Origin of the sequence: Variovorax sp. R-27 (genome assembly GCF_049913215.1) — a bacterium.
Taxonomy (GTDB): Bacteria; Pseudomonadota; Gammaproteobacteria; order Burkholderiales; family Burkholderiaceae_C; genus Variovorax.
This window is the reverse complement of the sequence record NZ_CP183984.1, coordinates 1,018,634-1,040,593: the sequence shown is the minus strand read 5'-3', so window position 1 is coordinate 1,040,593 and position 21,960 is coordinate 1,018,634. Positions and strand designations below refer to the sequence as shown.

Here is a 21,960-nt window from a genome sequence, read left to right as displayed (position 1 = left end):
GGGCGACAACACCAAGGAGACAAGACATGACAACCAGGCACGACAACAACTACAGCACCCCGGTCGGCGCGCCGTTCCGCCCCGCCCTTCCCGTTCGCAGCCTCGCCGACATCCGCAAGCTCGAAGAGACGCCGCTGGAGCAGGCGCTCACGGTGCGCAGCACCTACGAGATCTTCCGCAACGCGGGCCATGCCTTCGGCGGCAAGACGGCGCTGACCTTCCTGCGCACAGGCAACCCGGCCGACGAACCCATTCGCTGGTCGTACGCCGAGTTGCTCGCGCGCATCCACCAGACCGCGAACATGCTGCACACGCTGGGTGTGGGGCCTGACGACGCGGTGGCGGTGCTGCTGCCTGGTTGCCTGGAGTACCACCTCGCGCTGTGGGGCGGCGAGGCGGCCGGCATCGTGCAGCCGCTGAGCCCGCTGCTCACCGACGAGAAGCTGGTCGCGCTGATGACCGCGGGCCGCGCCAAGGTGCTGATCGCCTACGGCTCGGACAGCGAATCGGGCATGTGGTCGAAGGCGATGCGCCTGCGCGGCCAGGTGCCGACGCTGACCACGGTGCTGCGCGTGGCGCCGCACGATGAAGCGCCTGGCACTGCCGGAACGCTCCCCGAAGGAGTCGCCGAGTTCGACGTGCTGCGCGCCGCGCAACCCGACGACCGCCTCGTGAGCGGCCGCGATATCGCACCCGCCGACATCGCAGCCTACTTCCACACCGGCGGCACCACCGGTGCGCCGAAGCTCGCGCGCCACAGCCACGGCGCGCAGGTGTTCACGGCCTGGGCCAGCGTGCAGGTCGCGGGCATGAACGAGAACGGCATCTCCATCAACGGCTATCCGCTGTTCCACGTGGCGGGCGTGCTGCCGGCCTCGCTGTCGTCGCTGTCGGCGGGCGTGGAAGTGATCATTCCCACGCCCTCGCTGCTGCGCAACAAGGAGGTGCTGGCCAACTACTGGAAGCTGGTGGCGAAGTACCGCCCGACCTCGTTGTCGGCCGTGCCCACCGTGCTGGCGGCGCTGGCCAATGTGCCGCTGGCCGGCGCGGACATTTCATCGATCACCTACTGCCGCACCGGCGCCGCCGTGCTCGCGCCCGAGCTGGCCGCGCGCTTCGAGCGGCTGTTCGGCCTGCACGTGCACGAGAGCCTGGGCATGACGGAGATGGCCGGCATCTCGACCATCACACCACCGGGCGTGGACGGACCCGCGGGCTGCGTGGGCTTTCGCCTGCCCTACATGCAGATGCGCGTGGTGGCGCTCGACGAGAACGGCAACGCCAGCGACCGCGAAGTAGCGCTCGGCGAGCAGGGCATGGTGCTGTTCAAGTCGCCCAATGTGTTCTCCGGCTTCGTGGACCCGGCCGACAACGCCAAGGCCTTCACGGCCGATGGCTGGCTCGCGACCGGCGACCTCGGCTGGATCGACAGCGAGGAGCGGCTCAACCTCACCGGCCGCTCGAAGGACCTGATCATCCGCAGCGGCCACAACATCGACCCGAAGACCATCGAGGACGCGCTGGGCGCGCACCCGGCCGTGCAGCTGTGCGCCGCGGTCGGTGCGCCCGATGCCTATGCGGGCGAACTGCCGGTGATCTTCGCGACGCTGGTGCCCGGCGCCTCGGCGACCGAAGAAGAGCTGCTGGCCTTCACCGCCGAGCGCGTGGACGAAGCGCCCGCCAAACCCAAGTGGGTGTCGGTGATCGAGACCATGCCGATGACCAACGTCGGAAAGATCTACAAGCCCGAGCTGCGCGCGATGGCCGCACGCCAGGTGGTGAGCGCGACGGTCGTCGAGGTGTGCGTATCGCTCGGCCTGCCCGAGGCCGCGCGCCCCGTCGTGAAGACCGAAGGCGAGACCCTCGTGCGCGTGCTGATCGACAACGCGGCAGCGGGCGCACTGGCCGCATCGCTTCAGGAGCGGCTGCAGAAGGCGCTGGAGCCGCTGCCCTTCAAGACGCGCATCGGGGCGCAGTGATTTTTGAAACCAAGACAGAGAGACAGAGACAAGCCATGACCATCCGCCTTCCGAACCGCCGCGCCCTGCTGTGCGCCGCCGCTTCCGTCGCCACGCTGTGCGCGCTGCCTGCGGCAAATGCCCAGACCGCCTACCCCAACAAGCCGATCCGCATGGTCGTGCCCTTTGCTGCCGGCGGCGCCACCGACGTGCTCGCGCGCGTGATCGGCCAGAAGATGGCGGCCGGCCTGGGCCAGCCCGTCATCATCGACAACAAGCCCGGCGCGGCCGGCATCATCGGCACCGACGCGGTCGCCAAGGCTGCGCCCGATGGCTACACCATCGTGCTGGGGCTGAGCAATTCGCTGATGACCAACGAATTTCTCTACGAGAAGCTGCCCTATGACACGCAGCGCGACCTCACGCTGGTCTACCAGATCGCGATGGCGCCGCTGGTGCTGGTGGTGCACCCGAGCGTTCCCGTGAAGACCGGCCCCGAACTACTGAAGTACGTCACCGCCAACAAGGGCAAGTTGGCCTACGGCTCGTACGGCGTGGGCGCATACCCGCACCTGGCCGGCGCGCACATGAGCCTGGCGACGCAGTCCGACATGAACCACGTCGCCTACAAGGGCGAGGCGCCGATGATGCAGGACCTGATCGGCGGCCAGATCCAGATGGCTTATGCCAGCGCGCTGGTGGCCAAGCCGCACATCGATTCCGGGAAGATCCGCGCCATCGGCGTGAGCGGCGAGCGCCGTATGAGCACGCTGCCCAGCGTGCCCACGCTCGCCGAGCAAGGCCTGAAGGACGAGGCGTATCGCGTGACCGGCTGGCTCGCCATCGCAGCTCCTGCAAAGACACCGAAACCCATCGTGGACCGCATCGCCGAAGAAGTGCGCAAGGCCACGCAGCAGCCCGACGTGCGCGAACGTGTGGCAGCCATGGGCTTCGAGATCAAGGACAGCTCGCCCGAACTCTTCGCCACCGCCTGGAAGGCCGAGCGCCCGGTGTGGGAGCGCCTCATCAAGCAGTCGGGCGCCAAGCTCGAGTAATCCATTTCTTCGTCATTCAAAGGAACAGCCATGAAAGTTCTTGTGCCCGTGAAACGGGTCGTCGACTACAACGTGAAAGTGCGCGTCAAGAGCGACGGCACCGGAGTGGACATTGCCAACGTCAAGATGAGCATGAACCCCTTCGACGAGATCGCCGTTGAAGAAGCAGTTCGCCTGAAGGAAAAGGGCGTAGTCACTGAAGTGATCGCAGTCTCCTGCGGTGATGCCAAGTGCCAGGAAACCCTGCGCACCGCCATGGCCATCGGCGCCGATCGCGGCATCCTCGTGGAAACCACCGAAGAACTGCAGCCGCTGGCTGTGGCCAAGCTGCTCAAGGCGCTGGTCGACAAGGAACAGCCCCAGCTGATCATCCTCGGCAAGCAAGCCATCGACGACGACGCCAACCAGACCGGCCAGATGCTGGCGGCTCTTGCTGACCTGCCTCAAGCCACCTTCGCCTCCAAGGTCGAAGTCGCTGGCGACAAAGCCACCGTCACCCGCGAAGTCGACGGCGGCCTGGAAACCATCTCCCTGAGCCTGCCGGCCGTCATCACCACCGACCTGCGCCTGAACGAGCCGCGCTACGTCACCTTGCCCAACATCATGAAGGCCAAGAAGAAGCAGCTCGACGTCTTCAAGCCCGAAGACCTGGGCGTGGACGTCAAGCCGCGCCTGAAGACCCTGAAGGTGGCTGAGCCCCCGAAGCGCGGTGCCGGCATCAAGGTGCCTGACGTTGCAACGCTGGTGGACAAACTGAAGAACGAAGCGAAGGTGATCTGAACATGACCGCACTTGTTATTGCCGAACACGACCACGCGACCGTCAAGCCCGCGACCCTGAACACCGTGACCGCTGCGCTGGCTTGCGGCGGCGATGTCCACGTGCTGGTGGCCGGTGCCAATGCAGCCGAAGCCGGCAAGGCCGCCGCACAGATCGCCGGAGTCTCCAAAGTCATCGTGGCCGACAGCCCCAGCCTGGCTGAGAACCTGGCAGAGAACGTTGCAGCCCAGGTGCTGGCGATTGCTGCCAACTACAGCCACATCCTGTTCCCCTCGACCGCCAACGGCAAGAACGTCGCGCCTCGCGTGGCTGCCAAGCTCGATGTGGCCCAGATCTCTGACATCACCAAGGTCGACAGCCCCGACACCTTCGAGCGCCCGATCTATGCCGGCAACGCCATTGCCACCGTGCAGAGCAGTGACGCGACCAAGGTGATCACCGTGCGTACGACCGGCTTCGACGCCGCAGCAGCCACGGGTGGCAGTGCAACCGTCGAAACCGCCGAAGGCGTCGCAGACAGCGGCAAGAGCAGCTTCGTGGGCCGAGAAGTCACCAAGAGCGAACGCCCCGAGCTGACCGCAGCCAAGATCATCGTCTCCGGCGGCCGAGCCCTCGGCAGCGCCGAGAAGTTCACCGAAGTGATGGCCCCTCTGGCCGACAAGCTCAACGCAGGCCTTGGCGCCAGCCGCGCAGCCGTCGACGCGGGCTACGCCCCGAACGACTGGCAAGTGGGCCAGACCGGCAAGATCGTCGCGCCTCAGCTGTACATCGCAGCAGGCATCTCGGGCGCCATCCAGCATCTGGCCGGCATGAAGGATTCCAAGGTGATCGTGGCGATCAACAAGGACGAAGAAGCCCCGATCTTCTCGGTGGCCGACTACGGCCTCGTGGCCGACCTGTTCACGGCTGTGCCGGAACTGGTGAAGGCGCTTTAAGCAAGAGGCAGCGACGATGAAGACCCGCATCACCGAACTGCTCGGCATCCGCTACCCAATCATCCAGGGCGGCATGCAATGGGTGGGCCGCGCCGAGCTGGCCGCGGCCGTGTCGAACGCCGGGGGCCTCGGCATCGTTACCGCGCTGACGCAGCCCACGCCCGACGACCTGCGCAACGAAATCGCGCGCACCCGCACGCTGACCGACAAGCCCTTCGGCGTGAACCTCACGATCCTGCCGGCGGTGAAGCCGCCGCCGTATGCGGAGTACGTGCAGGCCATCATCGACAGCGGCATCAAGATCGTGGAGACCGCGGGCAACAGCCCGAAGGACTTCATCGAGGCGTTGAAGCGCCATGACGTGAAGATCGTGCACAAGTGCACCTCCGTGCGCCATGCGCTGTCGGCAGAGCGCAATGGTGTCGATGCCGTGTCGGTCGACGGCTTCGAATGTGCAGGCCACCCTGGCGAAGACGACGTGCCCGGCCTCGTGCTGCTGCCCGTGGCGGCGCGCAAGCTGCGCATTCCGATCATCGCGTCGGGTGGCATTGCCGACGGGCGCGGCATGGCCGCCGCACTGGCACTGGGTGCCGAGGGCGTGAACATGGGCACGCGCTTCTGCGTGACGAAGGAAGCGCCGATCCACGACAACATCAAGCAAGCTCTGGTCGCGGCGACCGAGCGCGACACGAAGCTGATGTTCCGCACTCTGCACAACACGGCGCGCGTGTTCCGCAACGCCATCTCCGAAGAGGTGGTGGCCACGGAGAACCGCCCGGGTGGCTGCGAGTTCGAGGACGTGCGACCGCTGGTGGCCGGCGCGCGTGGCCGTGCGGCGTTGGAGTCTGGTGAGGTTCACAACGGCGTGGTCTCGGCCGGGCAGTGCATCGGGCTGATCGACGACATTCCGACTTGTGCCGAGCTGCTCGAACGCATGGTGCGTGAGTGCCGGGAGCATCTGGACCGGGCGCGGTCCTGGATGGACTGAGTCTTTCTGCTCGCATCCGGGGCGACGATCACGCCGACGGGGTGATCGTTCAGAGCCGCTGCGGAAGCTGCATTTGTTGGCAGTCGCCGAGACTTCGTGCCGCATGGAACGGCTACTTAGCCGGGTTCTTCTCTAGAGTAGATGCCCCTGTCACTCGATGCCCCAACAAGGGAAGAAGAAAGGCGCAACACACCAAAGCCACCGAGATGTTTGAAGGCTGCTTGCCTCGCGGCAGGTTGTCGGTGCGAAAGCAGCGATGCAAATGCGAGGTATCAAAAGGCGACGGCCAGGGTGTTACTAGCACCCCAGCCGTCTAACCAAGTTCGTGCAACACCTTGGAAGGACCGCACAAAAATGGCTACCAAGACTATAGCCCGGCCTCTCACGCCGGTAGCTTCCGAAGACAACGCCCAAGACCCGGCGGATCTTCTCGAAAACACCCTCTCTCAGCTTGAAGCTCTCCTGTGGGTCTGCCACGGGGAAGACATCGACTGGTGCAGCGGGGATGGGCCTCGACGACTGGACAACCTGCTTTGGCTTGCGGCTGAGCTGGCGCGCAAGGCTGGGGAGTTGTTTCAGATGAGTGAGAAGGCGCGACGTGGGGCGCCTGAGACTGGCGGTTAGTGGCTGGTCTGCGGGCTGCGGGGTTCGTGGCCCGCCTGGGGAATAGGTCCTTTGAGGTGCGATGGCTGAAATCTTCGTGATGGGGAAGTTCAGCGGCGTATTCGCTCTGCGCCTGCGACCTCTACCTAGCATGAGTTCGCGGTCCCGACGCACCGCCCCGATCGCCTTATGACGGTCGCTGGATCATTTAGCGCACGGACCGCCAGCTCCTAGCGCCGCGCTCATGCGGCCCACCTCTTGCCCTTGATTGCGTAGTCCGTGATTAACTCATACACGTTGTCGCACTTCTGCTTGAAGGTAGTCCGGTCATAGCTCTCCGGCAAGTCGGCGTCGAGCACGCGTTCGATCTCAGCCCGTACCTGCTTCTGCGTCTGTGCGCTCTGGTGCCAGTTCTGCACCAGCACCTTGGGCTGCTCTTGCACCAAGCGCCGCAGCAGATGCTTGGCCGCAAGCTTCACACGCTGCGTTTCCTCCTGAGTGAGGGTGTCCTTCTTCAACAGATCGAAGAGTTCCAGCTCGTCTTCAGTCAGCCCCTCGCGAATGTGCCGCTCGGCCTCTTCCTTGAGTTCCTGGGCATAGGCCGTCAGCTCATCGTAGTAATTTTCGGTGGAAGTGGCGCCCGAGTTGTAGGCGTCGATCACGTTCTGCAACCGTTGCAGGAAGTCCCCGCGCGTGCTGTTCTGCGCCAGCATCTCGGCCAGCTTGCGCTGCAAGAAGGCCTGGAGGTCCGCGATCTCGATGTTCCTGAAAGGCGCCTTCTTGAACTCTTCGCGCAGCTTCTCGACGTTGACCTTACTGAGATCCCAGGCCCTGCCGCGCTGCACGATCTTGTACTGCGCCTCGAACTCCTTGGCCGAGAAGACCTCGGTGTTGTCCACCACCACGCTGGCGTCCAGCAGCGCCTCGATGCGCCTCACGGCGCTGTCGATATCGGCCTGCTCCACGATGCTATCCATCACGCCACGCAGATATTGGAAGGCCGACACCACGCGGCCCTTCTTCTGGTCCAGCACCTCCGGCTTGCAAGCCTCGTATAGCGACGAGATCGTGTTCTCATAGACATTGAAAGACTTGCGCTGTTCCTCGCTGGCCAGCAGCGTGTTGGCGAAGCCGTTGAACTGGCCCAGCTTAGTGAACACGTCCCCCCGGTCCAGCGCCTCGTGCAGCGGCACTTCCTGGCTATGGCAATAGGCCAGACCTTGCTCGATGGCCTCGTCCAGCAATGCAAAGAGCTTGCTCTTGTCCTGCACCGGTAGCTCTTCCTCCTCGGGGCCGGCGGCGTAGTCCTTCAACGCCTTCTTCATACGGCGAAAGACGTTGTAGTAGTCCACGATCTCACCGTGACGCTTTGCCACGCCCAGGATTTCATGGCTGCTCACCCGGTTGGCTCGCGCGATGGTCTGCATCAGCGTGTGACCCTGCATGGGCTTGTCCAGGTAGAGCGTGCTCACCGTAGGGGCGTCAAAACCCGTCAGCCACATCGCGCAGACGAACACCAATTCCAGCGGGTGCTCGGGGTCCTTAAAGTTGAACTCGATGTCGTGCCCATGCGCGTCCAGTGTGTTCATGCGCTGGCGGTGTGGTTTGATGTCGAGCTTCTTCTTGGTGAACTTCTCTTCCTCACCCGCCTCTTCGCTGACGATCACCGCCATCTGCGCCGCGCCCATCCAGGCCTTGAGTTGCTTCAACCGCTGGCGTTCCACGTCGTTCTTCGTGGTCGCGATGCGCCCATTCAACGCTTTCAACTCGGCCTTCCACAGCGTCTGCACCTTGTCGAACATGGTCACGGCGGTGAACTTGTCTACCGAGATGACAATGCCCTTGCCAAGGTAACCGCGGCGGGGAAAGTGGTAGACGATGTCGCGCGCAATCGTGTCCAGCCGGTCCTCGCGTTTGACGACCTCCATCTCCTGCGCAAAGCGCCTCTCCAGTTTTTCCTGTGCCTGAGCGTCGAGGTTCTCGTCCTCCAGGATCTCTGCGAACTCCTCGCTCAGATCGTCATTCTGGATCAGCACCTCTGGCACGCGCTTTTCGTAGAACAGCGGCACCGTGGCACCATCTTCCACGCTCTGCTGGAAGTTGTATTCCGACACGTAGTCGCCAAACCAAGCACTGGTCTTGCGCTCCTTGCCCAGCAATGGCGTGCCGGTGAACGCCAGGAAGTTGGCGCGCGGCAAGCCTGCGCGCATATTCTCAGCCAAGCCAGCGTACTGGGTGCGATGCGCCTCGTCCACGATGACGACGATGTCGTCCCGGTCGGACAGCAGCGGATAGTCCTTGCCCTTGTCGTAGCGAAACTTCTGGATCAGCGTGAACACCACGCGCTTGTTCTTACCCAGCATTTCGCGCAGCTTGGCGCTGTCGCGCGGGCGTACGTCGTCCTTGGGCGCCACCACGCCGGTGTGCAGAAAATTGCGGTAGATCTGCCCGTCTAGGTCGTCCCGATCGGTCACAACCACAAAGGTGAAATTGCCAGTGAGCTTCCGGAAGATCTTGCGTGTGTAGAACACCATCGAGAAGCTCTTACCCGAACCCTGGGTGTGCCAGAAAACGCCCAGTCTGCCGTTCAGCTCACGGCGACGCTGGAACTGCGCAAAGGCGTTGTTCACGCCGAGAAACTGGTGGTTCTGCGCGATGACCTTCTGTGTCTCCCGGTAGAACACGCAGAAGTTCTCCACGTAATCTAGTAGCCGATCCGGCTTCAGCAAGCCCAGCACCGCCCGCTCCACGCTCAGGCCCTGGGCCGCAATGGCGTTGCGGTCCAGCGCTTCTTTCTCGTCGTCCACCCGCAGCCAATTGAAGAAGTGCTCCCACTGTGAGGTGATGCTGCCCAGTTTGGTCTCGATGCCATTACTCAGTAAACAGAGGGCATTGGCGGTGAAGAGCTGCGGGATCTCGGCCTTGTAGGTCGTGAGGTTGTCTTCAAAGGCCGCGCGCAGCTTGACGTTGCTGTTCTTCAGCTCAATGAACACCAGAGGCAGGCCGTTCACATACAGCAGCATGTCGGGCCGCCGGTAGCCATGCTCGCCGCGCACCCACAACTGTGTGACTGCCAAGTAGTGGTTGTGGCCGTCGCGCGGGTCGGGTGCATCGAAATCGATCACGCGCAACCGCTCGGTAACACTCTGGCCAGCCTGCGGCCCGGTCTCGGGCTTGTAGGTCACGGGCACACCGTCGCGCAGCAGAGCGTCCATCTCTCGGTTGGCCGCCACTAGGCTCATCGCTGTGCGTGGCCGGAGCAACAGGGCCAGGGCTTGGTCCACCGCATGGGCCGGGGCCTGCCGGTTCAACCGCTCCAGCGCGGCGCGCAGTCGGTCGGCCAGGATCACTTCGCGCTTATCGCCGCGGCCGGAGCCATCGTTCAGGTCGTCCGGTTGGGCCGTGTAGCAGTTCAGTGCATCGAAGCCGCACAGGTGCTGCAGCCGCTGCAATAGGGCCCGCTCGATGTCGTCTTCACTGATGAAGTTCTTCGCGGCGGCCATGGCACCTCCTTGGTGTTACCGGTTCTGTGAACGAGGACCTGCTAACTGTTTCTTGCCGCCTGCTGCGCCGCTGCTTCGAGCGGCGGCTGCATGCTTGGTGGAAACTGGATGTCTAACGCATCGACGCGGAGTTTGCCGGAGATCAGTCGGGGAAGCAGGGCGTCACGCTGTTTCGTCAACGACTCGCTTACCGCTATCAATGTGGCAATCTCATCCAGCATAGGTTTAGTCAACGCGCCGAAGCGCGTTAACAGAGCATCGCTTGGCACGGAGATCCGTAGCTGCTTCAGAAAATGCCAGTCAGCTCGGGGCATCTTCGTTCCCTTGGACGCTGTGTTCGCAATCTCGATGAACGTCTCACTGAACACAGTGAACAGCGCGAACTCTCGGTAGTCAGCGCGCTTCGGTTTGAGCACCAATGTGTCCGTCGAACAGATGCCGTCAAAGTGCGCCAGTGCCACCTTGTGCAGGTACGGGCGGATCTTCGAGAACAAGATATCACCGGCCGTGAAGGCCAGCTTGTCGCTGTCCACGGACTCCGGGGAGCTGTGCATGGTCAAAGCGATCGATTTCCGCGATATGTGCTCCAGCCCCACGTAGCGCGCGTGACTGGAGAGGTCACCTTTCTTCACGGGACGTTTGACTTCACCAATCAGTTGACCCAAAAGGGCGCTACTCCAACCTGCCGCCAGGCCTTTTTCGAAGTGGCTGCTCCCATGGCCGGGAAATCGCATCCGCACAAACCACTCGCGGTAGATTTCTTCGGCCATGGACTCCAGCAAGGCGATGCGGCGCTGGCTGTTGGCGATCAGCTCGTTAAGTCCGACCAAGACAGCGGCGATCTTGTCTTGTTCGGCCCGAAGCGGCAGTCGCAGCTTCAATTCCTTCGCAACCGTCACGTTGAAGTGCTGCTGTGCAGCACCAACCAGATTGCCGCCTACCAGGCTCTGACCAAATGAGGAATTGAACACGGCCGCGATGTAGTGCGGATTCAGCTCCGGGCCGGGGCGAAGGATGACCAAATCACTGCAATTGGCATCCGACAGGTTCGCTGGAATCACACAGGCAGTGCCCGGGTAACCCGTGCGGACAATGGCCACATCGCCCGGGCGCAGCTTCGACTTCTTGATGGAATCGTGGAATGACTCAGGGATGTATTTCAGGTCGTTGTAGTTGAGCCTGAACGGCTGGATGTTCAATGACCGCAGAAACGGAACGCCAGCTTCGACATATTGATCGGCCATAGAGCCAACGAAGCCGACCGTCACGTACTCGCTCACCTCTTTGATCTTGATGTCGCGCCACCCGTTCATTCAGCTGGCCTCGCAGATCTTCTTGAGGTTGGAATCAATGATCTCCTTCAGGCGGAGTGCTGCGCCGTCAAGCTCGTCCAACTCATCCATGGACAACTGTAGTTCCGCCAGGAACTCCTCCTCCGTCTTCCCATCCTCCTCGATTACCACCCCGACATACCGCCCAGGGTTCAGCGACCAATCCTGCTCAGCAATCTCTTCGCGGCTGGCCAGCTTGCAAAGGCCCGTGACGTCTTCGTAGGTGGCCTTCGGGAAGCGCTCCTGCAGCCAACTCACATGCTGGTAGTACAGCTCGGCGGCCTTGAGCTCGTCGTGCAGGGCCTGCACCGCCGCCTTCACGCCCTTGGTCTGGCGGTTGGCAGTGGCGCGCTTGCCGTCCGCCTTGGCGGCCTCGGCCTTGCGCTTGTCCATTTCGCGGATGGCCTTGTCCAGCGCTTTCACGGCCACGTGCAGGCCGCTGAAGAAGGGCGTGAACTGGGCGCGGAGGGTGTGCTGGGCGGCGTTGCGGTCGTCCACACCGTGCTTCTGGCCGCGCGTGCGCTCGTGCTGGGCCTGGGCCTGCTGCAGCGCGGCGAGCTGGCCCCACTGGGCCTGCAGCGCGGTGATGGCTTCGCTCGCGGCCTGGTTGGTGACGGCGTCGGCCGCCTCTTCGGCCAGCACGGCTAGCAGGCGCTTGCTCAGGTCAGGCAGATGCTCGACGGCTTCCCTCAGTTGGGCTATCCCCTGGTGCAGGTAGCGGTCCACTTGGTCCACGAACTCCTGGCGGCGGCCTTTGTGCAGGCGCGGGATGAGCGCGATGTTCTGGATCTGTTCGTCGCTCAGCTCGCGGTGGGCGCGATCCACCTGGGTGAAGATGTTGCGGGCGTCGATGAACAGCACCCTCTCATCTGTCTTGCCCTTGTCGAAAAACCACAGCGTGGCCGGCAGGGTGACTGTGTAAAACAGATTGGACGGCAGCGTGAGCATGCCGTAGATGAGGTTCTGCTCGATCAGCGTCTTGCGGATGTCGGACTCGGAGTGGCGGGCATCGCTGGCCGAGTTGGCCATTACCAGCGCGGCACGGCCGCCGGGCTTGAGCGATGTGGCGAAGAGGTTGATCCAGAGATAGTTGCCGTTGGGCACGGTCTCGACGGCTTTTTCCTTGCCGTCTTTGCCGGCACCCGACGCCTTGGCCTTGGTCTTATTGCGAGGCACGCCGTAGGTATTGAAACGGCGGTCCTTCTCCACCGCGTCCAGCGTCACATCGTCCACGTTGAAGGGCGGGTTGGCCATCACGTAGTCGAAGGACCCGAAGGCATTGAAGGGGTCTTCGTAGTAGGTGTTGGCCTGCTTGATGTCGCCGCGCAGGTTGTTCACTGCCAGGTTCATCTTGGCGAGCTTGACCGTCTCCAGCGTCTTCTCTGTGCCGCAGACAAACACATCGAGGTCGGCCGCCTTGTCGGTCTGGTGCTGGTGGATGAATTCGGCGGACTGCACGAACATGCCGCCCGAGCCACACGCGGGGTCGAACACCTTGCCACCGTGGGGCTCAATGATCTCGGTCATGAGTTTGACAACGGAGCGCGGCGTGAAGAACTCGCCGCCGCCCTGGCCCTCGCTGAGCGCGAAGTTGGCTAGGAAGTACTCGTAGATCTGGCCGAACACATCGCCCGAGGCGTCCACCGGGATGTCGGAGAAGAGTTTGAGCAGGACCTTGGGGATGTGCTGGTTCTTAAGGCTACGGGTGAAGCGGTCGTATTCCTCCTGCGGCAGCACGCCTTGCAGCTCGGGCTTGGTGTTCTCGATGCTAGCCATCGCGCGGCGGATGGCCTTGGCGATGTTTTCCTTCTCAGGCAGGTTTAGCAAGTAGTCGTAACGGGCGTGGGGCTTGAGGTAGAAGCCGCACTTCTCGATGGCGATCTCTTCTTCGCTGCGCTCACGGCGTGTGCCTTGGAGCTTCTTGAACTCCTGCTCGATCGCCGCTTCGTGCTGGCGGTATTTGTTTTCGGCGAACTTCAGGAAGATTAGACCCAGCACGGGGGTGCTGTACTCGCTAGCCTTGAGGTCGGAGTTGGCTCGGAGCTTATCGGCTGCTGACCAGAGGTCGTTTTCGAGTTGTTTGAGCTGGTCACGATTCATTCAGGTGATCGTAACTGAGGGTACGCCCCCGCCCGCCCATCCACAATCCGCCACAGCGCTCGACCCGCCAACCTCACAGCCGCACTCATCGTGCACAGGGCGCCGGGTGCTCCCCGCAGCGAAATAAAGGAGGAGCCCGAAGGGCGGGGGACATTCGCGGAGGGGAGTACCCGGCGGCCTGTGCACACCCCCCGGAAGTGCCTTTCCCAAGCCCCGCAGCTAAGGAAACCCCCGATACATGAGTGGTCATCGACCACCTAGCATCGAAGGCTGTTCCCTGTCGAGGTGTACCGGACGCGTCCCGCCGTTCGTGCCTCACTGACCATCCCGCGATGACAACTCCACCCGAGTCCGGCCCCACGCTGGACGCCGCCAGCCCCCTCCCCCTCGACATCGAAGCAGCAGACGAACCGACCAAGGTTCCCCTTGCCATCGAAGACTGGCTCACGGTCATCATCATGGGCGCGCTGGCGCTCATCACCTTTGCCAACGTCATCGTTCGCTACTTCACCGACTCGTCCTTCGCGTGGACCGAAGAGTTCTCGGTGTTCCTCATGATCATGCTGGCGCTGGTGGCCGGCTCGGCCGCTGTGGCGCGCGACCGGCACATCCGCATCGAATACTTCTCCGAAAGCGGCTCGATGGCACGGCGCAAGCGGCTCGCGCAGTTCGGCGCGCTGATGATCGCCATTCTGTTCACGCTCATCGGCGCACTCAGCATCCGCATGGTGTGGGACGACTTCCGCTTCGAAGAGACGACGCCCGGCATCGGGCTGCCCGCGTGGTGGTATTCGATCTGGCTGCCCATCGTGTCGTTCGCCATCGCATTGCGCGCGGTGGGCCTCATGATCCGCCGCGGACGCAAAACGAACTACGGCTCGGACACCAAAGAGAGCAAGGACGACGCCAAGTGATCGCCACCCTGCTCTTCGTTGCCTTCGTCGTGATGATGCTGGTGGGCGTGCCCATCGGCGCCGCGCTGGGACTGGCGGGCGCCGCCTGCATCGCACTGGCCAACAGCGACGCCCAATGGTTCGGCCTGCTCGCCGTGCCGCAGAACTTCTATGCCGGTCTCGGCAAGTACCCCTTGCTGGCCATTCCGATGTTCGTGCTGGTCGGCTCCATCTTCGACCGCTCGGGCGTGGCGCTGCGGCTCGTCAACTTTGCCGTCGCCATCGTGGGCCGCGGCCCCGGCATGCTGCCGCTGGTGGCGATTGCGGTCGCGATGTTTCTCGGCGGCATCTCGGGCTCGGGCCCAGCCAATGCGGCCGCAGTGGGCGCGGTGATGATCGCGGCCATGTCGCGCGCCGGCTACCCCGCCGCCTTCTCGGCCAGCGTGGTGGGCGCTGCGGCGGCCACCGACATCCTGATTCCGCCTTCAGTCGCGTTCATCGTGTATTCGGTGCTGGTGCCCGGTGCTTCGGTGCCGGCGCTGTTCGCGGCCGGCATGATCCCCGGCGTGATGGCAGGCCTGGCGCTGATGATTCCGGCTGTGCTGCTGGCGCGCAAACACAAGATGGGCGCGCTCGAAGCCACGCTGCCGCGCCCGCCGTTCTGGAAGAGCTTTCGCGAAGCAACCTGGGGGCTGGCCGCGCCGGTGCTCATTCTCGGCGGCATGCGCGCGGGCTGGTTCACGCCGACCGAAGCTGCGGTGGTGGCGGTGTTCTACGGCCTGTTCGTGGGCATGTGCATCCACCGGACCATCAAGGTGCGCGACCTGTTCGTGATCTTGCGCGAGTCGGGCGAGCTCTCTGCGGTGATCCTGCTGGTGGTGTCACTGGCGGGCATCTTCGCGTATTCGCTGTCGACGCTGGGCGTGATCGACCCGGTGACGCGCGCGATCGTGAATTCGGGCCTGGGCGAGTACGGCATCCTGGCGCTGCTGATACTGCTGCTCATCACGGTCGGCATGTTCCTCGACGGTGTGTCGATCTTCCTGATCTTCGTGCCGCTGCTGCTGCCCATCGTGCAGTACTACAAGTGGGACCCGGTGTGGTTCGGCGTGATCCTCACGCTGAAGGTGGCGCTGGGGCAGTTCACGCCGCCGCTCGCGGTCAACCTGATGGTGTCGTGCCGCATCGCCAAGGTGCGCATGGAAGAGACCGTGCGCTGGGTGGGCTGGATGCTGTTCTCGATGTTCGTGGTGATGGTGCTGGTCATCATCTTTCCCGAACTCGCACTCTGGCTGCCGCGCAAGCTCGGCTACTGATTTTTGTCCCGTCTCAGAACCATAAGGAGAGCCCTCATCATGAAATTCCGCCGCACCCTTCTCGGCCTCGCCGCCGCAGCAACCGCCCTGGGCATATTCTCGACCGGCGCCATGGCGCAAGCCGCCTACAAGCCCGAATACAAGATGTCGCTGGTGCTCGGCCCGCCCACGCCCTGGGGCCAGGCCGGAAAGATCTGGGCCGACATGGTGAAGGAGCGCACCCAGGGCCGCATCAACATCAAGCTGTACCCCGGCGTGTCGCTCATCCAGGGCGACCAGACGCGCGAGTTCAGCGCGCTGCGCCAGGGCGTGATCGACATGGCCGTCGGCTCGACCATCAACTGGTCGCCGCAGGTCAAGCAGCTCAACCTCTTCTCCATGCCCTTCCTGATGCCCGACTACGCGGCCATTGACGCGCTCACGCAAGGCGAAGTCGGCAAGGAAATGTTCAAGACACTCGACAAGGCCGGCGTAGTGCCGCTCGCCTGGGGCGAGAACGGCTACCGCGAGATCACCAATTCGAAGAGGGCGATCAAGTCGCCGGCCGACGTCAAGGGCATGAAGATCCGCGTGGTCGGCTCGCCCATCTACTCCGACATGTTCACCGCGCTCGGCGCCAACCCCACGCAGATGAGCTGGGCCGACGCACAACCCGCACTCGCGAGCGGCGCGGTCGACGGCCAGGAGAACCCGCTGTTCCTGTTCACCGTGCTCAAGATGCAGAACGTGGGCCAGAAATTCTTGACCGCCTGGGGCTACGTGGCCGACCCGCTGGTGTTCGTGGTGAACAAGGAAATCTGGGCCTCGTGGACGCCGGCCGACCAGGCCATCGTGCGCCAGGCGGCCATCGATGCGGGCAAGGAAGAAATCGTCATCGCGCGCAAAGGCCTGATCGAAGCCGACAAGCCCCTGCTGAAGGAGATCGCGGGCATGGGCGTGACGGTGACCAGCCTCACGCCGGCCGAACGCGATGCCTTCGTGAAGGCGACGCGGCCGGTGTACGACAAGTGGAAGCCGACCGTGGGCGCCGACCTGGTGGCAAAGGCCGAGCAGGCGATTGCCGCGCGCAAGAAGTAAGAGCAGGCACGGCGCATTGCGGGCGCATCAGCCTCGGTAGCGGCTCGGGTTCGCGCCCGCCATCTTCTTCATCAGGCGCCGCAACGCCGTGGCGTCCTGGTAGCCCACGGCGCCGGCCACCTGCTCGACAGTCATCCGGCTCGACTCGAGCAGCGCGCGGGCGCGCCGCAAACGCACGCTCTGCACCAGCGCCTGCGTGCTCCTGCCGGTGGCCTTCTGGATGTGGCGCGACAGCGTGCGCTCCGACATGCAGAACTCGCGCGCCAACGCACTGACCGCGGGCGGATCGGGCAATGCCGATTCGACCCGCGCCGCGAGCCGCGCTACAAGGTCGTTGCCGTTGGCCAGCACCTCCGGCACGATGAATGGTGCCTGCGCCTGACGCCCGTCGATCAGCAGCATGCGCGAGACAAGATCGGTGAGCGCGCTGCCGCAACGCTCGCGCAGCAGATGCAGCATCAAGTCGGTCTGCGCGAACGCGGCGCCGGCCGTGACCACGGGGCCGTCGGAACACACCATGCGGTCGACGTCGACGATGCAGCCAGGCGCCATCTGCTTGAGCAGCGCTGCGTACCACCATGAAGTTGTTGCGCGCCGCCCCTGAAGCAGGCCCGCGGCATTCAGCAGGAACACCGCCGAGCACGAGGCCGCGACCTGCCCTCCGGCCTTCGCATGACGCACGAGGCCCGCAATGGCCTTGGCCGCGTCGTCGCTGTCGAGGCACCGCCGGATCTCGCCCGGCGTGTTGAGCCCGAGCCCCGGCACCACCCACGTCGAGCGGTCGTCACGCGCTCGCACGGGCAGGCGCGCGGTCTCCAGGCTCATGCCGGCCTGCAACCGCACCGGGCCACCCTGCACCGAGCACAGCCTCCAGCGCGGCGGCGCCACGCCGGCACGAGCGGCCACGGCCTGCGCGGCGCCCAGGATGTCGAGCGTGACCGCCACGCTGGAATTGAAGGCGCCGGGCAGCACCAGAACGGTGAAATCGTGCATGTCTGATTCAGCCCTGAAACGGTCAAATTTGACACTGCCATTCTGGCGACGCGAGCGGCCCAATACAAGCTCATCCGCTTTCCCCGTGCCGTCCACGGCCGCACTCACATGACACCGACCCGCTCCCTGAACGAAGACGATCCGCTCGACGACTTCATTCCGCGCCAGATCACGCTCGACGGCATCGAGAAGAAGGTCTACCTGATGGGCCAAGGCCCTGCCGTGATCGTGATGACCGAGATGCCGGGCATCAGCCCGCACGTGGCACGCTTTGCACGCTGGGTGCGCGACGCGGGCTTCACTGTCTACATGCCCTCGCTGTTCGGGCGCGACGGCGCGGTGCCGCAGGCCGAGGAAGGCGCCGCCGTGTTCAAGCGGGCCTGCGTGAGCGCGGAGTTTCGCGCCTTTGCATCGAACGCATCGAGCCCCGTGACGCAATGGCTGCGCGCGCTCGCGCGGCTGGCGCATGAGGAATGCGGCGGCCCTGGCGTGGGCGCGATCGGCATGTGCTTCACCGGCAACTTCGCGCTCTCGATGATGATGGAGCCGGCCATGCTCGCGCCGGTGGTGTGCCAGCCTTCGCTGCCGCTCGACGATCCGGCAGGCATGAACGTGGCGGCCGACGAACTCGCAGCCGTGCGCCAACGCCTGGAGCGCGAGGACCTGAGCGTGATGGCCTATCGCTTCGACGGCGACAGGTTCTGCAAGGCCGAGCGCTTTGCTGCGTTCTCTCAAGCACTGGGCGAGCGTTTTGTCGCACGCGTGCTGCCCGACAGCGCAGCCAACCCGAACACGCCGCCCTTCTTCGCGCAGGTGGTGGCCAGCCCGCACAGCGTGGTGACGGCGCACCTGATCGATGGGGCGGGGCAACCGACGCTTGCGGCAAGGGACGAGATCCTGGCGTTCTTTGCGCTGCGGCTGCTGGATCGTCGGCGCTGAGCAAGCGGCGTTTTCACAACAGGCGGCCGACCTCTTCCTGGGCGTGTTTGCGCACTTTCCACTTCGGCCGCCCGCACGCGCTAACCCCTTGGTATGCGCACCGTTGCGAGCCCGTGCATCGCCACCGACAATGCACCCGCGATCCGATGCCCGCGCTCGAGATGCTCTGGCAGACTGACTTGCACAGCGCACTTCTTCGCGCAGCAAGGAGCCTCCTTCACCATGCATCTCAGGTCCACCGCATCGACCGTCGCAACAACACGGCCATCGCGCTTCGCGATCTTTTCGGTTCTTCTCGCAGCACTCGTTTTCTTGACCACCAGCTTCATCACCCCGAAGGCACATGCAGCCGATGCCACCGTGCACACGCTGATCATCGACACCGACCCCGGCGCCGACGACGTGATCGCGCTGCTGTTCGCCATGGCCTCGCCCGAGCAGTTGAAGATCCAGGCACTGACCACCGTGGCCGGCAACGTGCAGCTCGCCAAGACCTCGCGCAATGCACGCCTTGCGCGCGAGTGGGCGAAGCGGCCCGACATTCCGGTCTACGCCGGTGCGCCGCGGCCCCTGCTGCGCACGCCCATCTATGCAGCCGACATCCACGGCAGCGAAGGCATCACCGGCATCAAGGTGCACGAGCCGAGCCAGCCGCTGGCCGATGGCAATGCGGTCGACTACCTGATCCGCACGCTGCGCGCGGCGCCCGAAAAAAGCGTGACGCTCGCCATGCTCGGGCCCGAGACCAACCTCGCGCTGGCACTGACGCAGGCCCCCGACATCACGCGCGGCCTGCGCGAGCTGGTGCTCATGGGCGGCGCGCATTTCAATGGCGGCAACATCACGCCGACGGCGGAGTTCAACGTGTTCGCCGATCCGCATGCGGCAGAGATCGTGCTCAAGAGCGGCGTGCCGATCACCATGCTGCCCCTAGACCTGACGCACAAGGTGCTGACCAGCCCCGAGCGCATTGCCAGGCTGCGCGGCATCGGCAACCAAGCCGGCAAGACGGTGGCCGACATCCTCGATGCCTATGTGCAGCACGACATGCAGTACTACGGCCTGCCCGGCGGCCCGGTGCACGACGCCACCGTGATCGCCTACCTGCTGCAGCCCTCGCTGTTCAGGGGCCGGAAGGTGAACGTGGAAGTCGACAGCCGCGAAGGGCTGGGCTTCGGCCAGACGGTGGTCGACTGGTACGGCGGCTTGAAGAAGCCCGCCAACGTGAACTGGATTGCCGAGGGGGATGCGCAGGGGTTCTTCGATCTGCTGACGCAGCGCATTTCCCGCCTGCCTTGAGCTGCATCGCCCCAGAACGACGTTGACGGCGGTGGCATGCGGGGCCACCATGGTGCACCGTCGCCAATGCCCGGCTAGGCGGCGGACTCGTCGGGGAGGCCTGCCCGCTCTGGAATAGGTGAGCAAACGCGCCATTTCAGGGCTTTCGAGGAGGTCTCATGGCTGAAAGCGACAAGGTGTTCGCAGGCTCGATCCCGAAGTTCTACGACACGCTGATGGTCCCCCTCATCTTCGAGGCCTACGCCACCGACATGGCAGAGCTTGTTGCGGCCTCCTCGCCCGGCTCGGTGCTTGAAACGGCGGCCGGCAGCGGTGTGGTTACGCGGGCGCTTGCGCCAAAACTCGGCGCCGGCGCGCGCTATGTGGTAACCGACCTCAACCAGCCCATGCTCGACTATGCAGCCACCCGGCAGGGGCCCGATAGCCGTATCGAGTGGCGGCAGGCGGACGCGCTCGCCCTGCCGTTCGAAGATGCATCGTTCGACGTTGTTTGCTGCCAGTTCGGCGCGATGTTTTTCCCCAACCGGGTTGCCGGCTACGCCGAGGCGCGTCGCGTGCTGAGGCCGGGCGGGCGCTTTGTCTTCAGCGTGTGGGACCGCATCGAAGAGAACGCCTTTGCCGACGACGTCACGAACGCCGTCGCCACGGTGTTTCCGCATGACCCTCCGCGATTTCTCGCCCGCACTCCGCACGGCTATCACGACACCGCACTGATCCGCGAGGATCTGGGCCGCGCAGGGTTCACCAGCATCGGGATCGAGACGCGCGAGAAGCTGAGCCGCGCCCCCTCGGCCCGCGACGTTGCGACCGCCTATTGCCAGGGAACGCCGCTGCGCAACGAAATCGAGGCGCGCGACGCCACCCTGCTTCAGCTCGCTACGGAGCGCGCAACGGAGGCGATCGCCAGCCGCCACGGCAAAGAGGGCCCGGTGGCCGGCAAGATTCAGGCACATGTGATCGTGGCAGCGGGATAGCGGGGTTCCGGCACGCGCTTCATCCGGTCATCTCGCGCCGCCTTTGGCGCACTTCATCGCATTCGCATGGAAGTTGCGCCGCGGCGCGGCAACCATGCGCACTCCATAACCATGTGATGGAGATCCGCGATGCGCACTGCCTTCTTCTTTCGCCAGACCCTGCTGCTTGCCTCGGGCCTGCTGCTGTCCTTCCAGCTCCTGGCAGCCCAGGCCGGCTGGCGGCAGCTGCGCATTCCGGGCGACACGCCCGACGCCGTACCCACGGTGGTCGCGCTCTACTACCCGACGAAGGCGACGGAGCGCACGACGGCCATGGGCCCGTTCACGGTACAGGCGGCCATCCAGGCACCGCCCGAGGACAAGTTCAAGGGATTGATCGTGCTGAGCCACGGCATCGGCGGCACCGAACTGGGCCACAGCAGCCTCGCCGAGGCCCTCGCGCGGGATGGCTACATGGTCGCGGCCCTTCGCCATCCCGGCGACAACTGGCAGGACGGGTCGCTGCTGCAGAAAGGCGGCAGCGTCTACTTCACCGAACGGCCGCGACAGGCATCGCGCGTGATCGACGCCTTGCTGCAAGACCCGCAGTGGAAGGATCGCATCGCCAGCGACGCCCAGGGCCTTCGCATTGGCGCGGTGGGGCATTCGGCCGGCGGCTATACCGTGCTGGCACTGGCGGGTGGGCAGGTCGACCTGTCGCGCATTCGCAGGCACTGCGAGAGCGAGCGCGAGGCCGATCCGGTTTTTTGCGGCGTGGGCCGGAACGTCCCAACGACGGCTGGCTCGCCTGCTGCATCAGCATCGGTGCTGCCTTCGCTGCGCGACCCGCGGGTGCGTGCGGTCGTGCTGCTGGCGCCGGCGGGTGTTGTCTTCACGTCGTCTTCGCTGGCGGAGATCAGGATCCCGACGCAGATCTATGAGGCGGAGCTGGACCGGTTCCTCGTCCCGCGTTTTCACGCCGAATGGATTGCGCAGAACATGCCCCGCGCCGAACTCCACCGGGTTCCCAACGCCTGGCATTTCGCATTCATGGACACCCCGGCCAGCGCCATTCCAAGCGACGACGGAGACATCAGGAACGACCCGCCGGGCTTCGATAGGAAGGCCTTCCTGGCGCGGCTGGGCCTCGAGATTCCAGCCTTCTTCGACAAGGCATTGCCCGAGCGCGAATGAAAAAAGCCACGCTGCAGAACAGCGTGGCTTTTGACTTTCTTGC

The 21,960-nt window shown here is 64.4% G+C and carries 16 protein-coding genes; 12 read left to right on the top strand and 4 right to left on the bottom strand.

What is annotated here, in order from left to right:
- Positions 1 to 26 precede the first annotated feature (26 nt).
- The 5 genes from ACN9MV_RS04595 to ACN9MV_RS04575 are packed head-to-tail and all read left to right on the top strand — an operon-like array spanning position 27 to position 5,716.
- Positions 27 to 1,979: an acyl-CoA synthetase gene (locus ACN9MV_RS04595; RefSeq protein ID WP_426391438.1), complete on the top strand. Its 1,953-nt coding sequence runs from the start codon at positions 27 to 29 to the stop codon at positions 1,977 to 1,979.
- Between the two features lie 35 nt (positions 1,980 to 2,014).
- The gene (locus tag ACN9MV_RS04590; protein ID WP_426391437.1) at positions 2,015 to 3,013 is read left to right on the top strand and encodes a Bug family tripartite tricarboxylate transporter substrate binding protein; all 999 of its coding nucleotides are present in this window, start codon (positions 2,015 to 2,017) and stop codon (positions 3,011 to 3,013) included.
- A 30-nt stretch (positions 3,014 to 3,043) separates the two neighbouring features.
- The gene (locus tag ACN9MV_RS04585) at positions 3,044 to 3,793 is read left to right on the top strand and encodes an electron transfer flavoprotein subunit beta/FixA family protein (RefSeq protein ID WP_426391436.1); all 750 of its coding nucleotides are present in this window, start codon (positions 3,044 to 3,046) and stop codon (positions 3,791 to 3,793) included.
- A 2-nt stretch (positions 3,794 to 3,795) separates the two neighbouring features.
- Complete coding sequence (locus ACN9MV_RS04580; RefSeq protein ID WP_426391435.1) at positions 3,796 to 4,728, top strand: electron transfer flavoprotein subunit alpha/FixB family protein; 933 nt, start codon at positions 3,796 to 3,798, stop codon at positions 4,726 to 4,728.
- Between the two features lie 16 nt (positions 4,729 to 4,744).
- A complete protein-coding gene (locus ACN9MV_RS04575; protein WP_426391434.1) occupies positions 4,745 to 5,716 on the top strand; it encodes an NAD(P)H-dependent flavin oxidoreductase in 972 nt (323 codons plus the stop codon).
- An 845-nt stretch (positions 5,717 to 6,561) separates the two neighbouring features.
- Here ACN9MV_RS04575 and ACN9MV_RS04570 read toward each other — a convergent pair.
- From ACN9MV_RS04570 to ACN9MV_RS04560, 3 genes are read right to left on the bottom strand one after another with little or no spacing between them, the layout of a single operon-like run.
- Positions 6,562 to 9,822: a type I restriction endonuclease subunit R gene (locus ACN9MV_RS04570; RefSeq protein WP_426391433.1), complete on the bottom strand. Its 3,261-nt coding sequence runs from the start codon at positions 9,820 to 9,822 to the stop codon at positions 6,562 to 6,564.
- A gap of 41 nt (positions 9,823 to 9,863) precedes the next feature.
- Positions 9,864 to 11,135: a hypothetical protein gene (locus tag ACN9MV_RS04565; RefSeq protein WP_426391432.1), complete on the bottom strand. Its 1,272-nt coding sequence runs from the start codon at positions 11,133 to 11,135 to the stop codon at positions 9,864 to 9,866.
- Positions 11,136 to 13,253: a type I restriction-modification system subunit M gene (locus tag ACN9MV_RS04560; RefSeq protein ID WP_426391431.1), complete on the bottom strand. Its 2,118-nt coding sequence runs from the start codon at positions 13,251 to 13,253 to the stop codon at positions 11,136 to 11,138.
- 332 nt (positions 13,254 to 13,585) lie between these two features.
- On the opposite strand from ACN9MV_RS04560, the gene ACN9MV_RS04555 reads away from it, so the two are divergent.
- The 3 genes from ACN9MV_RS04555 to ACN9MV_RS04545 are packed head-to-tail and all read left to right on the top strand — an operon-like array spanning position 13,586 to position 16,539.
- Positions 13,586 to 14,167: a TRAP transporter small permease gene (locus tag ACN9MV_RS04555; RefSeq protein WP_426391430.1), complete on the top strand. Its 582-nt coding sequence runs from the start codon at positions 13,586 to 13,588 to the stop codon at positions 14,165 to 14,167.
- On the top strand, positions 14,164 to 15,462 hold the full coding sequence (locus tag ACN9MV_RS04550) for a TRAP transporter large permease (RefSeq protein ID WP_093057315.1): 1,299 nt from the start codon (positions 14,164 to 14,166) through the stop codon (positions 15,460 to 15,462). Before ACN9MV_RS04555 ends, ACN9MV_RS04550 begins: the two co-directional genes overlap by 4 nt.
- A 39-nt stretch (positions 15,463 to 15,501) precedes the next feature.
- A complete protein-coding gene (locus ACN9MV_RS04545) occupies positions 15,502 to 16,539 on the top strand; it encodes a DctP family TRAP transporter solute-binding subunit (protein ID WP_426391429.1) in 1,038 nt (345 codons plus the stop codon).
- A 27-nt stretch (positions 16,540 to 16,566) separates the two neighbouring features.
- On the opposite strand, the gene ACN9MV_RS04540 is transcribed toward ACN9MV_RS04545, so the two are convergent.
- The gene (locus ACN9MV_RS04540) at positions 16,567 to 17,532 is read right to left on the bottom strand and encodes a GlxA family transcriptional regulator (RefSeq protein ID WP_426391428.1); all 966 of its coding nucleotides are present in this window, start codon (positions 17,530 to 17,532) and stop codon (positions 16,567 to 16,569) included.
- Positions 17,533 to 17,640: 108 nt separating this feature from the next.
- Between ACN9MV_RS04540 and ACN9MV_RS04535 the strand changes: the two genes are divergently transcribed.
- The 4 genes from ACN9MV_RS04535 to ACN9MV_RS04520 all read left to right on the top strand — a co-directional run bounded on the left by ACN9MV_RS04535 (position 17,641) and on the right by ACN9MV_RS04520 (position 21,917).
- Positions 17,641 to 18,471, top strand: coding sequence for a dienelactone hydrolase family protein (locus tag ACN9MV_RS04535; RefSeq protein ID WP_426391427.1), 831 nt, complete (start codon positions 17,641 to 17,643; stop codon positions 18,469 to 18,471).
- A 312-nt stretch (positions 18,472 to 18,783) separates the two neighbouring features.
- Positions 18,784 to 19,770, top strand: coding sequence for a nucleoside hydrolase (locus ACN9MV_RS04530; protein ID WP_426391425.1), 987 nt, complete (start codon positions 18,784 to 18,786; stop codon positions 19,768 to 19,770).
- Positions 19,771 to 19,928: 158 nt separating this feature from the next.
- The gene (locus ACN9MV_RS04525) at positions 19,929 to 20,744 is read left to right on the top strand and encodes a class I SAM-dependent methyltransferase (RefSeq protein ID WP_426391424.1); all 816 of its coding nucleotides are present in this window, start codon (positions 19,929 to 19,931) and stop codon (positions 20,742 to 20,744) included.
- Positions 20,745 to 20,873: 129 nt separating this feature from the next.
- Complete coding sequence (locus ACN9MV_RS04520) at positions 20,874 to 21,917, top strand: alpha/beta hydrolase family protein (protein ID WP_426391423.1); 1,044 nt, start codon at positions 20,874 to 20,876, stop codon at positions 21,915 to 21,917.
- The last annotated feature ends 43 nt before the right edge of the window (positions 21,918 to 21,960 follow it).